Below are 15,570 nucleotides of genomic sequence, written 5' to 3' on the forward strand. Positions count from 1 at the left end.
CGCGGCGGTCCAGTCGATCAAGGTTTGGTCGCTGCGATCGGCCAACCGGACACATTTCACTGCTGTGGGGGTGGGTTGGGGTCGTCCAGTGTCGCGAGATAGGCGGATGCGGCTGCGGCTTCGGGTGCAACGAGGCGCCGGTAGATTTCGACCGCTTCCCGCAGCTCGACCACGGCCGCGTCCGGTGCGCCAAGGGCCACCCTGCAGCGGGCGGCTCCTTCCAGCGCACGCGCCTGCTCACGTTGGCTGTTGATCGCCCGCGCCACCTCGACTGCCTCGGTGAATCTGTCCAACGCCTGCCCCGGTTGGTCGGTTTCCAGTAGCAGCGTCCCGATCGAGGTCAGCACCTCGGCTTCGCCGAGTCTGTTGCCGATCTCCCGGTGCAGAGTCAGTGCCTGCTGGTACAGGTCGGTGGCCTCGGCGTAGTCCCCGGTCCACTTACGCACGTTGCCGAGGTTGGTGAGGGTGTTGGCTTCGCCGAGTCTGTTGCCGAGATCCCGGTGCAGAGTCAGTGCCTGCCGCTGGAGGTCGGTGGCCTGGCCGTAGTCCCCGATGTTCTCGCGCACGATGCCGAGGTTGCCGAGGGTGTTGGCTTCGCCGAGTCGGTATCCGATCTCCCGGAACAGGGTCAGTGCCTGCTGCTGGAGGTCGGTGGCCTCGGCGTAGTCCCCGGTCCAGTTGCACACGTTGCCGAGGTTGCCGAGGGTGTTGGCTTCGCCGAGTCGGTATCCGATCTCCCGGTTCAGGGTCAGTGCCTGCTGGTGGAGGTCGGTGGCCTCGGCGTAGTCCCCGGTATACATATGCACGATGCCAAGGTTGGTGAGGGTGCTGGCTTCGCCGAGTCTGTTGCCGATCTCCCGGTACAAGGCCTGCGCCTGCTGCTGGAGATCGGTGGCCGCGGCATAGTCCCCGGTCTTCTCACGCACGATGCCGAGGTTGCCGAGGGTGTTGGCTTCGCCGAGTCTGTTGCCGATCTCCCGGTACAAGGCCTGCGCCTGCTGCTGGAGATCGGTGGCCGCGGCATAGTCCCCCGTCCTCTCGCGCACGACGCCGAGATCGGTAAGGGTGTTCGCTTCGCCGAGTCGGTCGGTGATCCGGCGGGCGGTGGTGAGGGCCTGGCCGTAGAGTTCGGCGGCCAGAGTCCAGGGGCCGTCGCGATCGAGCAGACCGGACAGCGAGTTGGTGAGTGCGACCGTATGCGGCGCGACGGCGGTGGTGGAGTGGGCGAAGCAGGCCAGCAGGTTCGCGCGCTCGACCCGCAGCCACGCCAACGCCGCCACCTCGCCCTCGAAATCCCGGACCGATCCGCGGGGCGGGGTGTCGGCGATGGGTGTGGACCGGCGGGCGACCCGCCGGTTGGCGGCGGTCGCGGTAGCTTGGTAGTAATCGAACAGCCGATCGACAGCTACTGTGTTGCCTACGGGCTCGGGCGGATCGGTGCGGGCCAGATTGCGGGCGTACTCGCCCACGAGGTCGTGCAACCGGTAGCGACCGGGTCGGGTTTCCTCGACGAGGTGGTCGGTGTAAAGGGCGTCGAGTTCGGTCAGTGCGGTGTCGGTGGTGATGCCGGCCAGCGCGGCAGTGGCGTCGGTGTCGATGTCGGGGCCGGGATGCAAGCCCAGGTATCGCAGAAGGCGAGCTCGGCGCTGGGGCAGGTCGTGGTAGGACATGTCGAAGGCGGCGCGGACTTCGCGGTGCCCGCCGTGCAGGTGGGTCAGCCGGTCGCGGGTGGCGGCGAAGTCGGTGGCCAGCCCGGTGACCGTCCAGGTGGGGTGATGGGCCAGGCGCCCGGCCAGCAGCACGATCGCCAGGGGCAGGTACCCGCACAACCGGACGATCTCGGCGACCGCGCCGAGATCGGGCCCAGTAAGTTCGCGGTGGGCCAGGGTGGTGAACAGGGTGGCGGCAGTGTCGGGGTCGAGCACGTCCAGCGGCAGCGGGACCGCGTCATCGAGCGCGACCAGACGCCGTCGGCTGGTGACCAGCGTCAGGCACTCGGCTCCACTGGGCAGCAGTGGCGTGATCTGCGCGTGATCGGCGGCGTCGTCGAGGATCACCAGGACTTTCCTGTCGGCGAGCCGGTCGCGCCACAGATCACGGCGCCCGACCAGGCTGTCGGGAATGTTGCGGGGGTCGATGCCCAGCTCGATCAGCAACCCGGCCAACACCTCCGAGGGATCCGCCGCCGGTTGGCCGGGGGTGTGGGCGTGCAGTTCGACCATGTAGCGGCCGTCGGGGAACCGGTCGGCCAGCAGGTGCGCAGCGTGCAGGGCCAGCGTTGTCTTCCCGACCCCGGGCATGCCGTCGATCGCGCGGATCGACACCACCCGACCCAGCCCCGCCGTGGCGGCGTCCAGGATCTGCCGTAACTCGCGGTCACGGCCCAGGAATGCCCGCGGATCGGCGGGAAGACCGAATGCGATCCGCGGCCGCGGCGGTGCGGGCGCTTCCTGGGTGACTTGAATATTCTGGTCACGACCGATGGAGGCGTTCGATATCGAAACTGCGGGCGCCGATCGAGTGGGAGGTGGCGCGGTGCCAGCAGGGTTCAGGACCGCGCCATGGGAGGGTCCGGCGGCTCCTGGGCACCAGCGCGGACACCGGCGATCTTCATCGACCCGGTCACGGTGGCGTTGTCGATGTCCACACCGCTGCCAGTGGAGGCGACGTCGGTGACCTCGAGCTCCCCGGCGCGTACTTCCCTCAGCCGTACCCCGATGATCTGCGCGACTTGCGGGGCGTGCTGATGCACCACCACCAGCAACTGCCAGGCCGCAGCCGCCAGCTCCTCGTCGGCACCCGCCTCGGCTTGCTGTAGGTCCTCGACCAGCACCGCGCGGCGCGCCAGTGACCCCGGATCTCGTTCCACCGACCCGACATCCACCGACTCGTGCCGGACGGCGAGCAGTTTCTTCACCGCCGCATACGCGTCAGCGACCGCTTTCTTGGTCGTGTCCGTCAACCCCGCAGCCGCTCCGGCCGCGATCGCCGCGGCCACCATCGACACCGGCTCCACCCCACCGACCCCCTCCATCGAAACAATCGCGCCCTCGGCGCGCGCGCCCCCGCACTCGAGGTGGCCCCGTCATCCTAGAACCTCCCAAACCCCTACCGGCATCGAACAAACTACATACAAATCCCTCCAGCAAACGGCACCTCTCCTGGAGGAGATTGCCGAACTGACGTGGTCGAGCACGACTTCGTGGGGTCGTGCGATGCGCGAGATTCGAGCCCGCTCCATCTGACAGAGCACAGGTGTCTATGTCTTGAAACCTTCCGGTCGGCAAGCCGAAATCCTCTTCGGCCGCCACTGACATCTCTCGTGTCGCCTGCTACTGACACGAGTGTCACATCCCCAGTTCAGCGCACTGACATTCTAGTGTCGTGCGATTTTCCACTGAGTGTCGGTGGCCTTTTCCCCATTTCGCTGTCAGTGACCGCGGGCCTGGTCCGCCGGGATAGTTACCACCGGCGTCGGCGCCAGGACCGGCTCGGCATGTTGCCCCCGATCGAGTACGAAGCAATCATGACCCCGGCAGCCCGACAGGCTACCTAACCACCGTCACCTACCCGTGCAGCAGCCTCGGTGGAATGGACCTTGCGATCGGGCGAGGAAGTCGAGACCGTCGTCGCGATGCTGCTGTGCCGGCAGAACCCGGATGCGGTGCGGTTACGCCCCGGCCAAGGCGACAGGGGTGTCGACCTGTTTCTGGCCGCTCCGGACGGTGCCACAGCCGAGCGCGAGGTATACCAGGTAAAGAAGTTCGCCGATAAACTCACCAGCAGCCGCAAACGCCAGATCACACGATCGTTCGAGCGCGTCCAGCAGACCAGCGCTGCCGAGGGCTGGAAAATCACCGCCTGGAACCTGGTGTGCCCGCTGCTGCCGACTCCCAGCGATTTCGCCTGGTTTCAGGCAATGACATCCGAGGCTGGATTCGCCTGCCACTGGCACGGACTCGATCACCTGAACAATCTCGCGAGTCGCTTCCCCGAGGTCATCGACTACTACCTCCACGATGGCCGCGACCGGCTCGCGGCAGCGCTGGAGCCTCTGGCCGCGATCATCGCCCGTCGCGACCGTCTCGATCTCGGACAGCCCTTGACAGTGCTCGACCTGCACACCGATCTCGCAGCCATCTACAAAGCCGTCAACGCCCACCGCCCGCACTACCGGTACAGCATCGAGATGAGCCATATCCCGCCGGACGAACCCCCGGCAACCCCCGGCCTGGTCGTGATCAGCGCGATGATGGTCGAGTCGGTATGGCTGATCACCAAGATCTTCGCCCGCGCACGCGAGAGCCTGAACGAGCGGCCGATCCCGATCGAGCTGCGATTCAACGTCCCCGACGACCGGCCCGACCTCCGCGACCGGCTGACCCGGTTCATCGACTACGGCGCACGGCTGAAACTGCCCGCCGGCACCGTCGACGCAACCTTCGACCTACCCGGCGGGCTCGGCGGCACCTACCAAGGAGGCAGCGTTCGGATCCCCGGAGTGACGATGCGGGCTACCGAGGGCGACATCGCCGACGTCGACGAGGAGATCAGAGTCGGAGTACTCGGCGCCGACGACCATGTACTCGCTGAGGTCCTCTTCACCCGCCGCGAGGCGACCGACGGCGTCGCCGGGCACCGCACCGTCTGGTGCGATCCCTCCAACACCGTCACCCTCGAACTGCTGCAGCAGGGCACACGACTGGCGTCGATCGACATGAACAAGAATCTCCAGGTCAACGGACGCCGCCCCGGCGACCTCGCCGCAACGCTCCAACTCTGTGCCAGCATGCGCGCCCCAGCTCTACCTGGCCCCCGGCTACAGGCCGCGCACGATCGCACCGGTCGCGGCCATCAACGGCGAACCGGACCGCGAAATCACCGCCATGGCCCGCACCGCCAACGCCCTGAACATCGTCCAACCCCACCTCCCCCACCGGCTGCTCATGCCAGCAGGACTCACCGCCGACCAAGCACGGCGCCTCGACTGGGCCGCCCGACTGCTCGAAGGCCAGCCAATCCGCGGAACCTGGCCCACGAGCCAGATCACGGTCAACCTCCACGAGGGCGAGCCACGCCTGGCACCCGACCAGACCTACCACTTCTGCCTGATCCGCGACCTCGACATCGAACTCGGCGACCACAGCGTCCACGCCTGCCAATACGCGGGCGTGATCGACGGCGTCGTCAAATCCATCGACGACCACGAGGTTCGTATCCGCCTGCTCGACACCCGCACCACCATCTTCCGATTCACCGGCGACAACGTCACCGACGGCACCGTGCTGAGCCGAGCACTCACCCACCCCAGGCAAACACAGTCCACGCCCGAAGAAGCCGAATAGGGATCTCCACGGCACCGACGATCGACCGCTGATGGCCGTACACGGCACCGACGGCGGCGGTGATCCCCGTCTCGGCAAGTTCGGCGAGACGCGCCACGTGCTGATGAACAGTCAGGGCTGACCCGTGCCCACACGCGTTGGTGATGGAGCGGCTGAAGCCGGAACGTCGCTGATGTGAGATCGCGAGTTGTCCTCTGTTCGATGGATTCCCGGTGCATGCCCGGCTCGATACGGTGACTTCCATGCGGCACCGAATCGTGTGGTCACAGGCTTGGACGATCGCGGTATGCGGTGCCCTGCTGGTAACGGGTTGCGGAGCGGATTCCGGGCCGTCGGCTGCTGATGTCATCGCCTTCATGGAAGTGCGCAGCGAAGACGAGGTCCGCATCGTTCAGCAGCCGCTCGACGCGGCGGACCCGGAGGAGCTTTCTACCCCGAAAGGGTTCCGGTCGATCACCCCGGCCTTCTCGTCGAGCGGCGCCGAGGTAGCCTTCATCGCGGTGCCTGCTGGGACGGATTCGATGGCGGACAACATCGTGTACGTCATGAAGACCGATGGATCCGATCCGGTGGCGATCGCCCGTCCGCGCGACCCGGCATTCGAGATCGCCGACGATTCCCGCCGCCTGTCTTTCCCGGTCTTCTCCCCTGATGGCACCGAGGTGGCCTTCACAGTCTCGTCCATCGACCGCAGGGGCTCGGAGTACCACATCGTCGGGGTCGACGGTTCGAATCTTCGACGGCTCGCGGTGCTGTCCAACTCGGAGCAAGAGGCAGATCGGGTGGCCTTCTCCCCGGATGGTGCCACCGTCGTGTTCTCGCATCCGACCGATGGCAGACATTACGACCTCTACGCCGCCGATACGAAGGGCGGCAAGCCCGCGATGCTCCTCAGCACCGCGAGCGTCGAGCCCCTGATGCCCGCCCTCTCACCCGACGGCAGCACCATCATCTACAGCGTCCAGGACTACGAGCAGCAGAAGGCGTCCGACGGCGATCGGGACACCGCACTGTTCGCCGTCGACGCCGACGGCACCGATCCCCACCGGATCACCGACTGGGGCTCGACGGGCACCGCTGACCGCATTTTCGCGGCCTGGTCGCCGAACGGGAACCAGATCGCCTTCTCAGGCAGTTTCGAGGGGCAGCAAGCGCCCTCCGCGGTCTTCGTCATGGACGCCGACGGCACCGACCTACGTCGGCTCTCGCCCGAGCGCGCAGACGTCGAGTACGTGTTTCCGGCGTGGCGCTGACCCGTACCGGCCGAGTTGAGCCCAGCTTGCGTAGCCACGACCCGAGATGCCGCTGGAAGAGGTCGAGCAAGCGGCGCCGGTCGTGGCCGGGGGCGTGGAAGACCAGCGGTTCAGGCTGGTGGCGAGGTAGGGCTTGATCCGCTCGACGCCCTCGTCCAGGTCCCTGACCACGATCCCAGCGCTCGGCGATCTCCTCGATCGGCAGGGCGTCGGCGGCCTCCATCTCGATGGGGCCGGTGATGAAGCGCTTCTCGACACGATGGTTCGACGCCAAGTCGCCCGCACAGAAAGTAGCGACGGGCGACGCCGAGCCCCGCACGGGCCCACGTTCCGACACCCGTCCAGGGCGGACAGTGGGTCATGTCACTGTTCGGTTGTAGCGCCCCCCGCTGCGTGTCGAACGCTGTCAGCGGACCGCGACCGGTCGCCGCAGATCTCGCGACCGTCCGTAGGCATCCACGGTACGCATCGCGACCTCGACAGCAGGTGAAGGCGTCGGGAGCGGAGATCAGGCCGCCGGCATGGATCGCCTCGTTCCTGCTCTTCGCCAGCAACGCCAGGTCGGGATCGATGGTGTAGTCGGACCGATGCTTCTGCAGCCACCCGTACCGGATCGGCGACCGCACACTGCGCATCACGCTCCGTCCGGTTGCCCCCGGCACACCCGCACGCAAGCCCTCAGCATCCTTCCGAGGCATAGGGTCGCCCGACACTGGGTGGCCCGATGGAGCCGTCGGACGTGATCGGGAAGCAGATGTAGCGGCCGAGGCCCGGGGAGTTCTTCGGGCGCACGATGATGGCCGACGATCCCTGTCCACCGATATTGCCTTCCTCGATGGTGTGGTCGCGCTGGTATGCCTGGCGCACCTGGGCCGCGGTGGAGCCGTCGCCGACGTTGCGGTCGGTCACGGTGCCGCGTGGGGTCTCGATGCCGGTGACCCGTCCTGTGGTGGTGTTGATCCACACCGACAGATCCCAGATCGTGTCGGGCTTGTTCGACATCACTCGGCAGCGCCCGTAGTAGGTCACATCGCGGACCACCGGGGACAGTCGGGCCTTGGCTTCGTCGGCGGTCATCCCGAGTTCGATCGCACCGAACCCGTGGTCGGACACGACGGTGGTCTTCGTGGTCGCGGTGACGGTGAACGAGGCGCGATCCTGACCGGTGAGCGCGTTCCACAAACCACCGAGGCTAGCGAACAACGCCGAGACGACTCCGGTGACGGCGCCGAGGAATACCGCGCCGGCGACACCGCCGATCGAGCCGACGCAGTCGAGCGTTGCGCGACCGAGCGCCCCCGCGCGCGCGGCGAAGTCGGCCTCCGACACACCGTTCAACGTCTCGGCGACCGTCGCCAGGCAGATCAACTTGCCACTGTTGTCGATGAGGTCATCGACGAGCCCGAGTTTCACGCCGAACAGATCGGCGGCGGCCGAGATCTCGGCGAGCACGACGGAGACCAGGGACAGTCCTGCCTCGACCTGCATCTGCCCGTAGGCAGGAGGGGCGGAGGCTTCGAAGGGAAACGTCGTCGTATCTCCGGGTACCAGCACCGACGCGCCCTGCGCCTTCCCGATTTCGGCCTCGTAGAAGATTCCAGCCGCGACCGCGCCCGCCAGGTCCTTGCCGTGGACTTCGAAGGCACTCACCGCAGGGCTGGTCTTCACCAGCCACACCCACGGCGAGCTCGAATGCAGACCGACGGTGACCTTGCCGCCGCTCACGTCCACACACGGCCACGCCACATCCCGCTCCACCGGCGACACCGACAGCATCACCGACGCGGTCTCGGCCGGTTCGCCGAGACATTCCGGCTTCGCGGACCGCAACCCCATCGCGGCGGCGATCCCGTCCGCGAGGCCCTGCCGCACCGCGCCGACGTCGAGCCATCCCGGCCAGAACCCGGACAGATGGGTCGTGTTCGTATTCAGCGTCGCCGAAGCCCCGTCCCAGTGGGCGGGCAGCAGATCCAGTTCGCCGGTGGCGCTGCGCGCCAGCACTACCAGGGTCGCACCTTCGCGCAGCCGGTCCTCGACATTTCCGGCATCGAGTGAGAACTGCAGGTGGATGGGTGATTGCGGCTGCAGGTCACCACCCGCCAGACGCACATCGAAGGCGCTGCCGTCGAATGGCCGGAACATCGCGGTGCCGACCGGCGAGGACATCGACTCCTGCGCCACCGATACCTGCGTGCCGACCGGCGCGACCCCGGCACTTCCGGACACCGTAATCGCGGCCGATTCGACAACGAAACCATCGGCCGTCACCGTCGATGCCGGCCGCTCGGTCTCGCGCGGTGAGTCGGCCGATGACGAACAGGCGACGACACACACTGCAGCCATCCCGATCACTACCACAGCCCGCAGCCACGACAACGTGCCTGCTCGTGGCTGCCACGTCCGCATCGGAAACCAAGGCTTGCCCACCCCAAGACCGTAATCGCCCCGGCATCCTGTGCGCAGTCGTCTATTCGCTCGATTGCGGCGTCGAAGGAAGAACGCTCCGGCCAGCACGCCGATAGGAGAGTAGAGGCCCTCGTCGACCTCCACTACTTCTTTGCGGGCAGCAAGATCTCTGTGGTCAACTTGGGTGTCCCCCTCCGGACACAATTACTATTACTACGCCCGCGGGGGTTGCGGCCGAGCTTCGGGCACAGTATCCGTTTGTCTTTTTTCCATGGGTTTCAAGCCCATCTGGCGGTAGATCTCCAGCTTCTCGGTCGCTTCACGACACTCCGGCATCACAACATCGCGTGAGGACCGATGCGCGGCCGAAATCCGCAGTGCCGCGACCTTTTCCCGCCAGCTCCATCCGGATCCGCAGACGATGCTCGACGTCATGAACGAACGAGAAGAAGCTACCTTCACCGCGGGTGGCGAGCAGTGCGCCGCCTGGTGGTACCCGGCCAACGGTTCCACACCGCCCGGTCCGGTCGTCGTGCTGGCGCACGGCCTGAGCGGCACCCGGCGCGACCGGCTCGGCGCCTTCGCCGAACGCTTCGCCGCGGCGGGTTTCGCCGCGCTGGTCTTCGACCACCGCGGCTTCGGCGACAGCGGTGGCGAGCCGGACCTCTTCTCCCCCGCCCGCCAGCTCGAGGACTGGGCGGCGGCGATCGCGTACACGCGCTCGCTACCAGGCACCGATCCGGACCGGATCGTCACCTTCGGCTCTTCCATGGGCGGCGGCAACGCCCTGGCGGCCGCCGCTGCGGACCGCCGGGTCGCGGCCGCCATCAGCCAGGTGCCGTTTCTCGACATCCACACCCAGGCGCACCGCGCCCCGCTGCCGGTCCGGCTGCGTATGCTGAGCGCCGCGCTGCGCGGCGGCCACCTGCCCGCGGTCGGGCAACCGCACGAAGCGGCGTTCATCAACGCTCCCGACGGCGAACGCGGCTGGCGGCACGTGGTGGCGATCGGCGAGGACTCGCGCTGGCGCAATCGGGTCAGCGCGCGCTGGCTGCTGCGACGCCCCTTCCGCCCGATCCGCGCGGCCCGCACCCTGCACTGCCCCTGGCTGGTCTGCGTGGGCGGAGCCGATCAGGTCGCCGCGCCCGGCCCCGCGATCCGGGCGGCGCGCCGCGCGCCGCACGCCGAACTGCGGATCTACCCCGGCGTCGACCACTTCGACATCTATGACGGCCCCGAACACCAGGCACTCGTCGCCGACCAGCTCGACTTCCTCGACCGGCACGTCGGCGCGCGGCGCTCGCCCCCCGTAGCCGATACGCCTTCTCGTTGACGGCTGTGCGCGGGCGCTCCTGCGGGGACGGCAAGCCTTCGCCGGAGGGGCGGTGGTCGTCGAGCCGCTGGCGTAGCCCGCGCGGCCGGGCTATCTCGCGGCATCGTCGGTCAGCCGAACCGGTCCAGCAGGACGTCCCGCACCCACCCCAGCGGGGCGCCGAGGGTCTTTTCGAGCCAGTCGATCGTGGCACCGATGGCTTGTTCACCCCACGAGCGCACGCCGTCGAGGCCGAGCAGGTACGCGATGGGCAGGACGACGGCCGCCGCTCCCACGACCACGACAATCGGGAACACGATCAGACTTCCGATGCCCTTGGCGATGCCGACGGCATCCACGTGCTCGGGGTCGTCCGGCCGGTAGACCACGGTGATCCGCGTACCGACGCGGGGGCGGCCGGTCACCGTGTCGGCCAGGGTGGCGCGCCGGAGTTCGCCGGTCGCCGTGGCGAATTCCACGGTGGGCCGGTAGACGCGATGGCTGTCGGAATCGCGTTCCTCGCCGACCGAGTCGATGACGCCGCGCGCCCGGTGTCCCCGCAGCCACAGCGCCGCGCGCTCGACGGTCTGGCGGAGGAGGTCGAACCCGATGAACAGCTGCGCCCGCCCGAACAAGACCACCAGCACCGCGCCCATGTAGTTCCAGAAACCCTGCACGACAACAGACTATGGACCGGAAGCCACGGCGATAGATCCCGCGAACGGCGATCACCTGAACAGAGGAGGCGGCCGCTCCCGTCGACCGCCGCGCAGAGACACCGCCAGCGGGATACCGGCACCGGCCGAGCCCGCGTCGAGCAGGAAGGTGGTGGAGGTCTTGCCGTTGGCGCCCGGCACCCCGAACCCCGGCGGGAGCTGTGCGGGATCGCCGCGAAACCGCCGACACCGCGGGGCGAGCGCGGGCCGGCGGTGTCGCCGGTGCTGCGCGAGATGATCGGCTACGGCGCGCGCCGGCCGATCGACCGGACCGGCACCGAACCGGCGGCCGGACCGTTCTTCCCATCTCGACACCGTCACCCTGCGCGCGGTCTGCGCCGCGGTCGCGGTGTCGGAGCGGACATTGCGCCGCCGCTTCGCCGCGGCCGCCGGGCCGACCTGGCGCGACTACCTCACCCGCGGCCGCATGCACCGGGCACACCCACAGCGCCTACCGCAAGCGAACACCCGCCCCGGAGTGAACATCGGTTGCGCCGCCGATGCCGCATTCGCGGGCAGGTCACACCTCCGAGCGCAACCGGCGTCTACCGAGGCCGTCGATCAGCACGGCTGTCATCCGGGCGGCGGAAGGACCGCTGCCAGGGGACCCGTCCACGTCGTCGTGCGCCGACATCATGATCGCGGTGACCGCCTGCAGGACGTCGCGGGAATCGACATCGTCGCGCAGCAGGCCTGCGCGCTGCGCACGGAGGAACAGGCCGTCCCAGGCGGCGAGCATGCGCCTGCACCCGGATTCGGGGTCGGAGCGGTGCGCGCGCAGGGTGCGGCGGACCGCCTCCGGTAGCACCGGGAACGCCGACATGAGCTCGCTGAACATCATCAGCCACTGCCCGATGGCCTCGACGGAGGGCTCCGTTCGCAGCAGCCGCTGCGCCTCGGCCCGCAGTTCCTCGTAGCGCTCGTGGGCGACCGCCGCCAAGAGGCTGTCGCGGTCGGGGAAGTTGCGATAGAAGGTCCCCACCCCGACTCCCGCACGTTCGGCGACTTCGGCGGGGCGCAGCAGGCTGCCCTCGGCCAGGGCATCGGCGGCGGCGGTCAGAATCCGCTCCCGATTCTTCCTCGCGTCGGTTCGGGGCACGGTCCCAGTATTGCAGAAACGGAATGCCGTTCCGTACCATCGCACGAAAGCGGAATGCGATTCCACTTCCTCGCCCAAGGAGACTCGATGACATCGGGACCAGTCCTGACAGCAGCGCGCGATGCCCTCGGGCCGATCGGGGTGTGGCTGGCTTCGGCCCCCATCCTGCGCGCGAGACCGATCTCGGAGGTACAGCGCGCGGTCGCCCGGATCGAGGAACTCGGGTACGGATCGGTGTGGATCGGTGAAGGCGTGGGCGGGTCGCGCGAGATCTTCGCGCACATGGCGGCGCTGCTGGCCGCCACCGAGACGATCACCATCGGCTCCGGCGTCGCGGTCATCGGCGCCCGCGACGCCGGGGTGATGCACGCGGGCGCGAGCACCCTGGCCGAGGCGTATCCGGGGCGCGTCGTCCTCGGCATCGGCGCGGGAGCTCTCGCCGCGATCGCTCGCCACGGCGCGACCAGGGGCGAAGCGACGGCGAGCCCGGCCGCTCACCTCGACGCCGCAGGCGCCGACCCGTCGGTGTCGCTGGCCGACCGGACCCGGACCTACCTGACGGCAATGGACGCGGCGGCGGACAGCGATCCCGCGTGGGCGCCGTCCTACGTCCGGGTGCTGGGCGCGCTCGGCCCCAGGATGCTGGCGGTAGCGCGGGATTTCGCCGACGGTGCCCATCCGTTCTCGGCGCCGGTCGAGCACACCGAACGGGCTCGCGCCGTTCTCGGCCCCGGCAAACTGCTGATCCCCGAGCAGGCGGTCGTCTTCGACCGCTCGCCGGAGACCGCTCACGCGACAGCCCGCGCCTACCTGAGCCTTGGCAATGTCGCGGGCTCACCGTATGTGCGGAATCTGCGCCGGCTCGGCTTCACCGATCGGGACTTCGCCGACGGCGGCTCGGATCGCCTGCTCGCCGCCCGATTCGCCCTCGGCGACGAGAAAGCCATCGCGGAACGGCTCCGAGCGCACCTGCGGGCCGGCGCGGACAGCGTCCTCGCCCACGTCGTCGCACCCGGCCTGGACGAGATCGTCGACGTCCTGCACCGCCTCGCACCATCGCTCATCAATCCATCGACAGCCAGAACCTGATCGCAGCTCGGCGTCGAGGCCACCGGGATCGGTCCGACGCCGCGAACACGCTGCGAATCCCGTCGGCGGCCCAGGCCTCGTCACGAGTCCCGGATCCGGCTCCCCGGCGTCCGCGACGACCGGCACCGGATGAGGCGGCCTTGCGCAAGTGTTGCGCAGGTCGCCATGGGTCACAGGTTGTTGCTCAGGACGAGCAGGAGCAGGTCACCTCGTGGGCGTTCACCGAGCGGGCACGCAAGTCCGGGCTGGTGCCATCGATGGGGTCGATCGGCGACTGCTACGACAACGCCGTCATCGAATCCTTCTGGGGCAGAATGCGAACCGAGCTCTTGAACCGGCAACGATGGCGGACCCGGATCGAGCTCTTCGAATACCTCGAGATCTTCCACAACCGGCGCCGCCGTCACTCCGCTCCGGGTATGCGCACTCCGATCGACTACGAGATGATCCCACCACCCATCCAACCCGTGGCCTGAAGTCCAGTGTCGCGACTCCACGAAACCGGGGGAAGATCAGAACAGCCGACCCCCGATCAGCCCTGCAGGCCCCCCGACAGCATCTGATTGAGCTGCGCGTTCGCTTCTGCCGCTGTGTGCTGGGTGAAATGAAACTCGTGGGCGTTGCCGGCCCCCATGGTCGAGGCGTGTGCGATCTGCCCCGAGCTGTTGATGATGCCCTGACCGTCGGGATCCTCGACGCGCACCTGAGCGACGTTGGATTCCTGCCCGCCGACGATGACGAACAGGTGCGTTTTGCGGTCGCGTTCCATCGCCGGGGTGGTCACCGTGATCCGGCTGTCGCTGTCCACGGTGAACTGCGCGTCGTAGGCCTTGGAGTTCACGTCCTCGAAGAACACCCGGGTGGCGCCGGTGAAACCGGATCCGGACACGACCACCTGCTCACCGCCGGTGTACTTGGCGCTCTTGGGGCTGATGCCGGTGACTTTTGCCATCGAAGATTCTCCCTCGTCGGGGGCGCGCTCGACCCGCAAGCCGAGGGAGCCCGATAGCGTTCGGCTATCGCAAGGAAGTGGAGGTGTCGGAGCGTGTCGAGCCCGCCTGATCACACTAGGGAGTCCTCGCGTTCGCCGAGAATCGCGCGCGGCTCTGGGAATCCCCTCGGGCTACAGCCGCCACTCCACGACCACGCTGCGTCCCACTACCCTGACGCAATTCAGCCGATAGAGTTCCGGGCACCGACGGCTCGGCGTGCCTGGCTGCTCGCCCTGCAAGTCCGTTACGAACGCAGCCGGGTCGAGCCGGATCGCCGTCGGCGCGCTTCGGTCCCGGTGGTGCGGTGCGGTCCGGGGGCGCAGGGCGTAGGCACCAGATGATTGCGTACCCGCAGCTGCCGATCCTGTTCCCGCAAGGCTGCGAGCAGTGACCGATCCTTGATGGCGTCTTCGGAACCCTGATCCGGGGCGGCGACGTGCTTCGGCATCGGATCTTTGCCCTCACCGTCTTCGCGGTACCGGCCCACCTCGACCGAGGCGCCTGGCAGGGGTAGCGCGCGATCAGCGCCCAGGTGGCCGCAAACCCGCCCCGCAGGTGGTGGTCGAGCGGATTACCTGCCTAAACATGGATTGATACCCAATCCGCATCACTGATCTGGGCGAATCTCTGGCACGAACAATCCGACAAACCACTAAGGGTTGAGACTCATGGTCGATTACCGAAGAACCACGATGATCGCTGCTATCGCCGCGTTGGCCGTCACCCCGTTGGCCGCGTGTTCGAGCGAGGACAGTGCGAGCACGTCGAGCTCCAGCAGCGCCGCGATGACGACGACCGCCGATCCCCAGCCGGTGGCACAGATCGACGCCCTGACCGGAAGGACCACCGCGGTGGCCTTGGACAGCGGATTCACCGGCGCCCTGACCTCGCTGGGCCTGACCCCGGGGATCGTGGGGGGCGCTGCACTCGAGAACGGATCGGTGAGCTTCCCGATCACCGGCGGCAACGTGAAGTACTACCCGCCCGGCAGCGTGAACCCCTATGTTCAGGGCGAGATCCAGCACACCGGCAGCGGGCTGTCGCTGGCGGCCGGGCCCACCGTGGTCGAGTTGACCAACTTCGACATCGACCCCGGCACCTCGGTGCTCTACGGCGACGTGAGCGTCAACGGCGCGCCCGCCGCGACGGATGCGCTGCTGTTCGACCTCGACGGCAGCACCCTGCAGCCGCTGCAGACCGGCGCCGACAACACCGCCGTTCTGCAGGGCACCCGCGTGCTGGTCTCCGCGGACGCGGCCGCGCTGCTGAACAGCACGTTCAAGACCGACGCGGTGAAGGCCGGACTGCTCGTCGGCATCGCCACCATCACCCTCAACACCGCCTGAACGGGCCTTCCC

The 15,570-nt window shown here is 68.1% G+C and carries 14 protein-coding genes; 6 read left to right on the forward strand and 8 right to left on the reverse strand.

The genetic code is table 11. From position 1 onward, the window contains the following. Window positions 1–56: 56 nt before the first annotated feature. The 3 genes from ACFUJ1_RS18515 to ACFUJ1_RS18525 all read right to left on the reverse strand — a co-directional run bounded on the left by ACFUJ1_RS18515 (window position 57) and on the right by ACFUJ1_RS18525 (window position 4,198). On the reverse strand, window positions 57–2,327 hold the full coding sequence (locus ACFUJ1_RS18515; RefSeq protein WP_378647107.1) for an ATP-binding protein: 2,271 nt from the start codon (window positions 2,325–2,327) through the stop codon (window positions 57–59). Window positions 2,328–2,548: 221 nt separating this feature from the next. After that, window positions 2,549–3,007: a hypothetical protein gene (locus tag ACFUJ1_RS18520; protein ID WP_378647109.1), complete on the reverse strand. Its 459-nt coding sequence runs from the start codon at window positions 3,005–3,007 to the stop codon at window positions 2,549–2,551. 663 nt (window positions 3,008–3,670) lie between these two features. After that, a complete protein-coding gene (locus tag ACFUJ1_RS18525) occupies window positions 3,671–4,198 on the reverse strand; it encodes a hypothetical protein (RefSeq protein ID WP_378647111.1) in 528 nt (175 codons plus the stop codon). Between the two features lie 583 nt (window positions 4,199–4,781). Here ACFUJ1_RS18525 and ACFUJ1_RS18530 point away from each other — a divergent pair. Both ACFUJ1_RS18530 and ACFUJ1_RS18535 read left to right on the forward strand, forming a co-directional pair. Beyond that, window positions 4,782–5,345, forward strand: coding sequence for a hypothetical protein (locus ACFUJ1_RS18530; RefSeq protein ID WP_378647113.1), 564 nt, complete (start codon window positions 4,782–4,784; stop codon window positions 5,343–5,345). Between the two features lie 212 nt (window positions 5,346–5,557). Next, window positions 5,558–6,598, forward strand: a complete 1,041-nt coding sequence (locus ACFUJ1_RS18535) for a TolB family protein (protein ID WP_378647115.1) — start codon at window positions 5,558–5,560, stop codon at window positions 6,596–6,598. Between the two features lie 678 nt (window positions 6,599–7,276). Here the strand turns inward: ACFUJ1_RS18535 and ACFUJ1_RS18540 are convergent. After that, complete coding sequence (locus ACFUJ1_RS18540) at window positions 7,277–9,148, reverse strand: hypothetical protein (protein ID WP_378647117.1); 1,872 nt, start codon at window positions 9,146–9,148, stop codon at window positions 7,277–7,279. Window positions 9,149–9,437: 289 nt separating this feature from the next. Between ACFUJ1_RS18540 and ACFUJ1_RS18545 the strand changes: the two genes are divergently transcribed. After that, window positions 9,438–10,337, forward strand: a complete 900-nt coding sequence (locus tag ACFUJ1_RS18545; RefSeq protein ID WP_378647119.1) for an alpha/beta hydrolase — start codon at window positions 9,438–9,440, stop codon at window positions 10,335–10,337. A 110-nt stretch (window positions 10,338–10,447) separates the two neighbouring features. On the opposite strand, the gene ACFUJ1_RS18550 is transcribed toward ACFUJ1_RS18545, so the two are convergent. Both ACFUJ1_RS18550 and ACFUJ1_RS18555 read right to left on the reverse strand, forming a co-directional pair. Further along, window positions 10,448–10,972 carry a DUF3592 domain-containing protein gene (locus tag ACFUJ1_RS18550; protein ID WP_378647121.1) on the reverse strand — a complete coding sequence of 175 codons (525 nt, stop codon included), beginning with the start codon at window positions 10,970–10,972 and terminating at the stop codon, window positions 10,448–10,450. Window positions 10,973–11,552: 580 nt separating this feature from the next. Then, the gene (locus ACFUJ1_RS18555; RefSeq protein WP_378647123.1) at window positions 11,553–12,131 is read right to left on the reverse strand and encodes a TetR/AcrR family transcriptional regulator; all 579 of its coding nucleotides are present in this window, start codon (window positions 12,129–12,131) and stop codon (window positions 11,553–11,555) included. Between the two features lie 87 nt (window positions 12,132–12,218). On the opposite strand from ACFUJ1_RS18555, the gene ACFUJ1_RS18560 reads away from it, so the two are divergent. Together ACFUJ1_RS18560 and ACFUJ1_RS18565 are read left to right on the forward strand one after the other, a co-directional pair. Continuing rightward, entirely contained in the window at window positions 12,219–13,220 is a 1,002-nt protein-coding gene (locus tag ACFUJ1_RS18560; RefSeq protein WP_378647126.1) for an LLM class flavin-dependent oxidoreductase, read from the forward strand. A gap of 140 nt (window positions 13,221–13,360) precedes the next feature. Continuing rightward, window positions 13,361–13,696, forward strand: a complete 336-nt coding sequence (locus ACFUJ1_RS18565) for an integrase core domain-containing protein (protein WP_378647128.1) — start codon at window positions 13,361–13,363, stop codon at window positions 13,694–13,696. 56 nt (window positions 13,697–13,752) lie between these two features. Here the strand turns inward: ACFUJ1_RS18565 and ACFUJ1_RS18570 are convergent, their stop codons facing one another. Both ACFUJ1_RS18570 and ACFUJ1_RS18575 read right to left on the reverse strand, forming a co-directional pair. Then, window positions 13,753–14,172: an IPT/TIG domain-containing protein gene (locus tag ACFUJ1_RS18570; protein ID WP_378647130.1), complete on the reverse strand. Its 420-nt coding sequence runs from the start codon at window positions 14,170–14,172 to the stop codon at window positions 13,753–13,755. A 716-nt stretch (window positions 14,173–14,888) separates the two neighbouring features. After that, window positions 14,889–15,086, reverse strand: a complete 198-nt coding sequence (locus ACFUJ1_RS18575) for a hypothetical protein (RefSeq protein ID WP_378647132.1) — start codon at window positions 15,084–15,086, stop codon at window positions 14,889–14,891. 67 nt (window positions 15,087–15,153) lie between these two features. On the opposite strand from ACFUJ1_RS18575, the gene ACFUJ1_RS18580 reads away from it, so the two are divergent. Beyond that, window positions 15,154–15,558: a hypothetical protein gene (locus tag ACFUJ1_RS18580; RefSeq protein ID WP_378647134.1), complete on the forward strand. Its 405-nt coding sequence runs from the start codon at window positions 15,154–15,156 to the stop codon at window positions 15,556–15,558. The last annotated feature ends 12 nt before the right edge of the window (window positions 15,559–15,570 follow it).

Source organism: Nocardia sp. NPDC057227, assembly GCF_042669725.1.
Classification (GTDB): Bacteria; Actinomycetota; Actinomycetes; order Mycobacteriales; family Mycobacteriaceae; genus Nocardia; species Nocardia asteroides_A.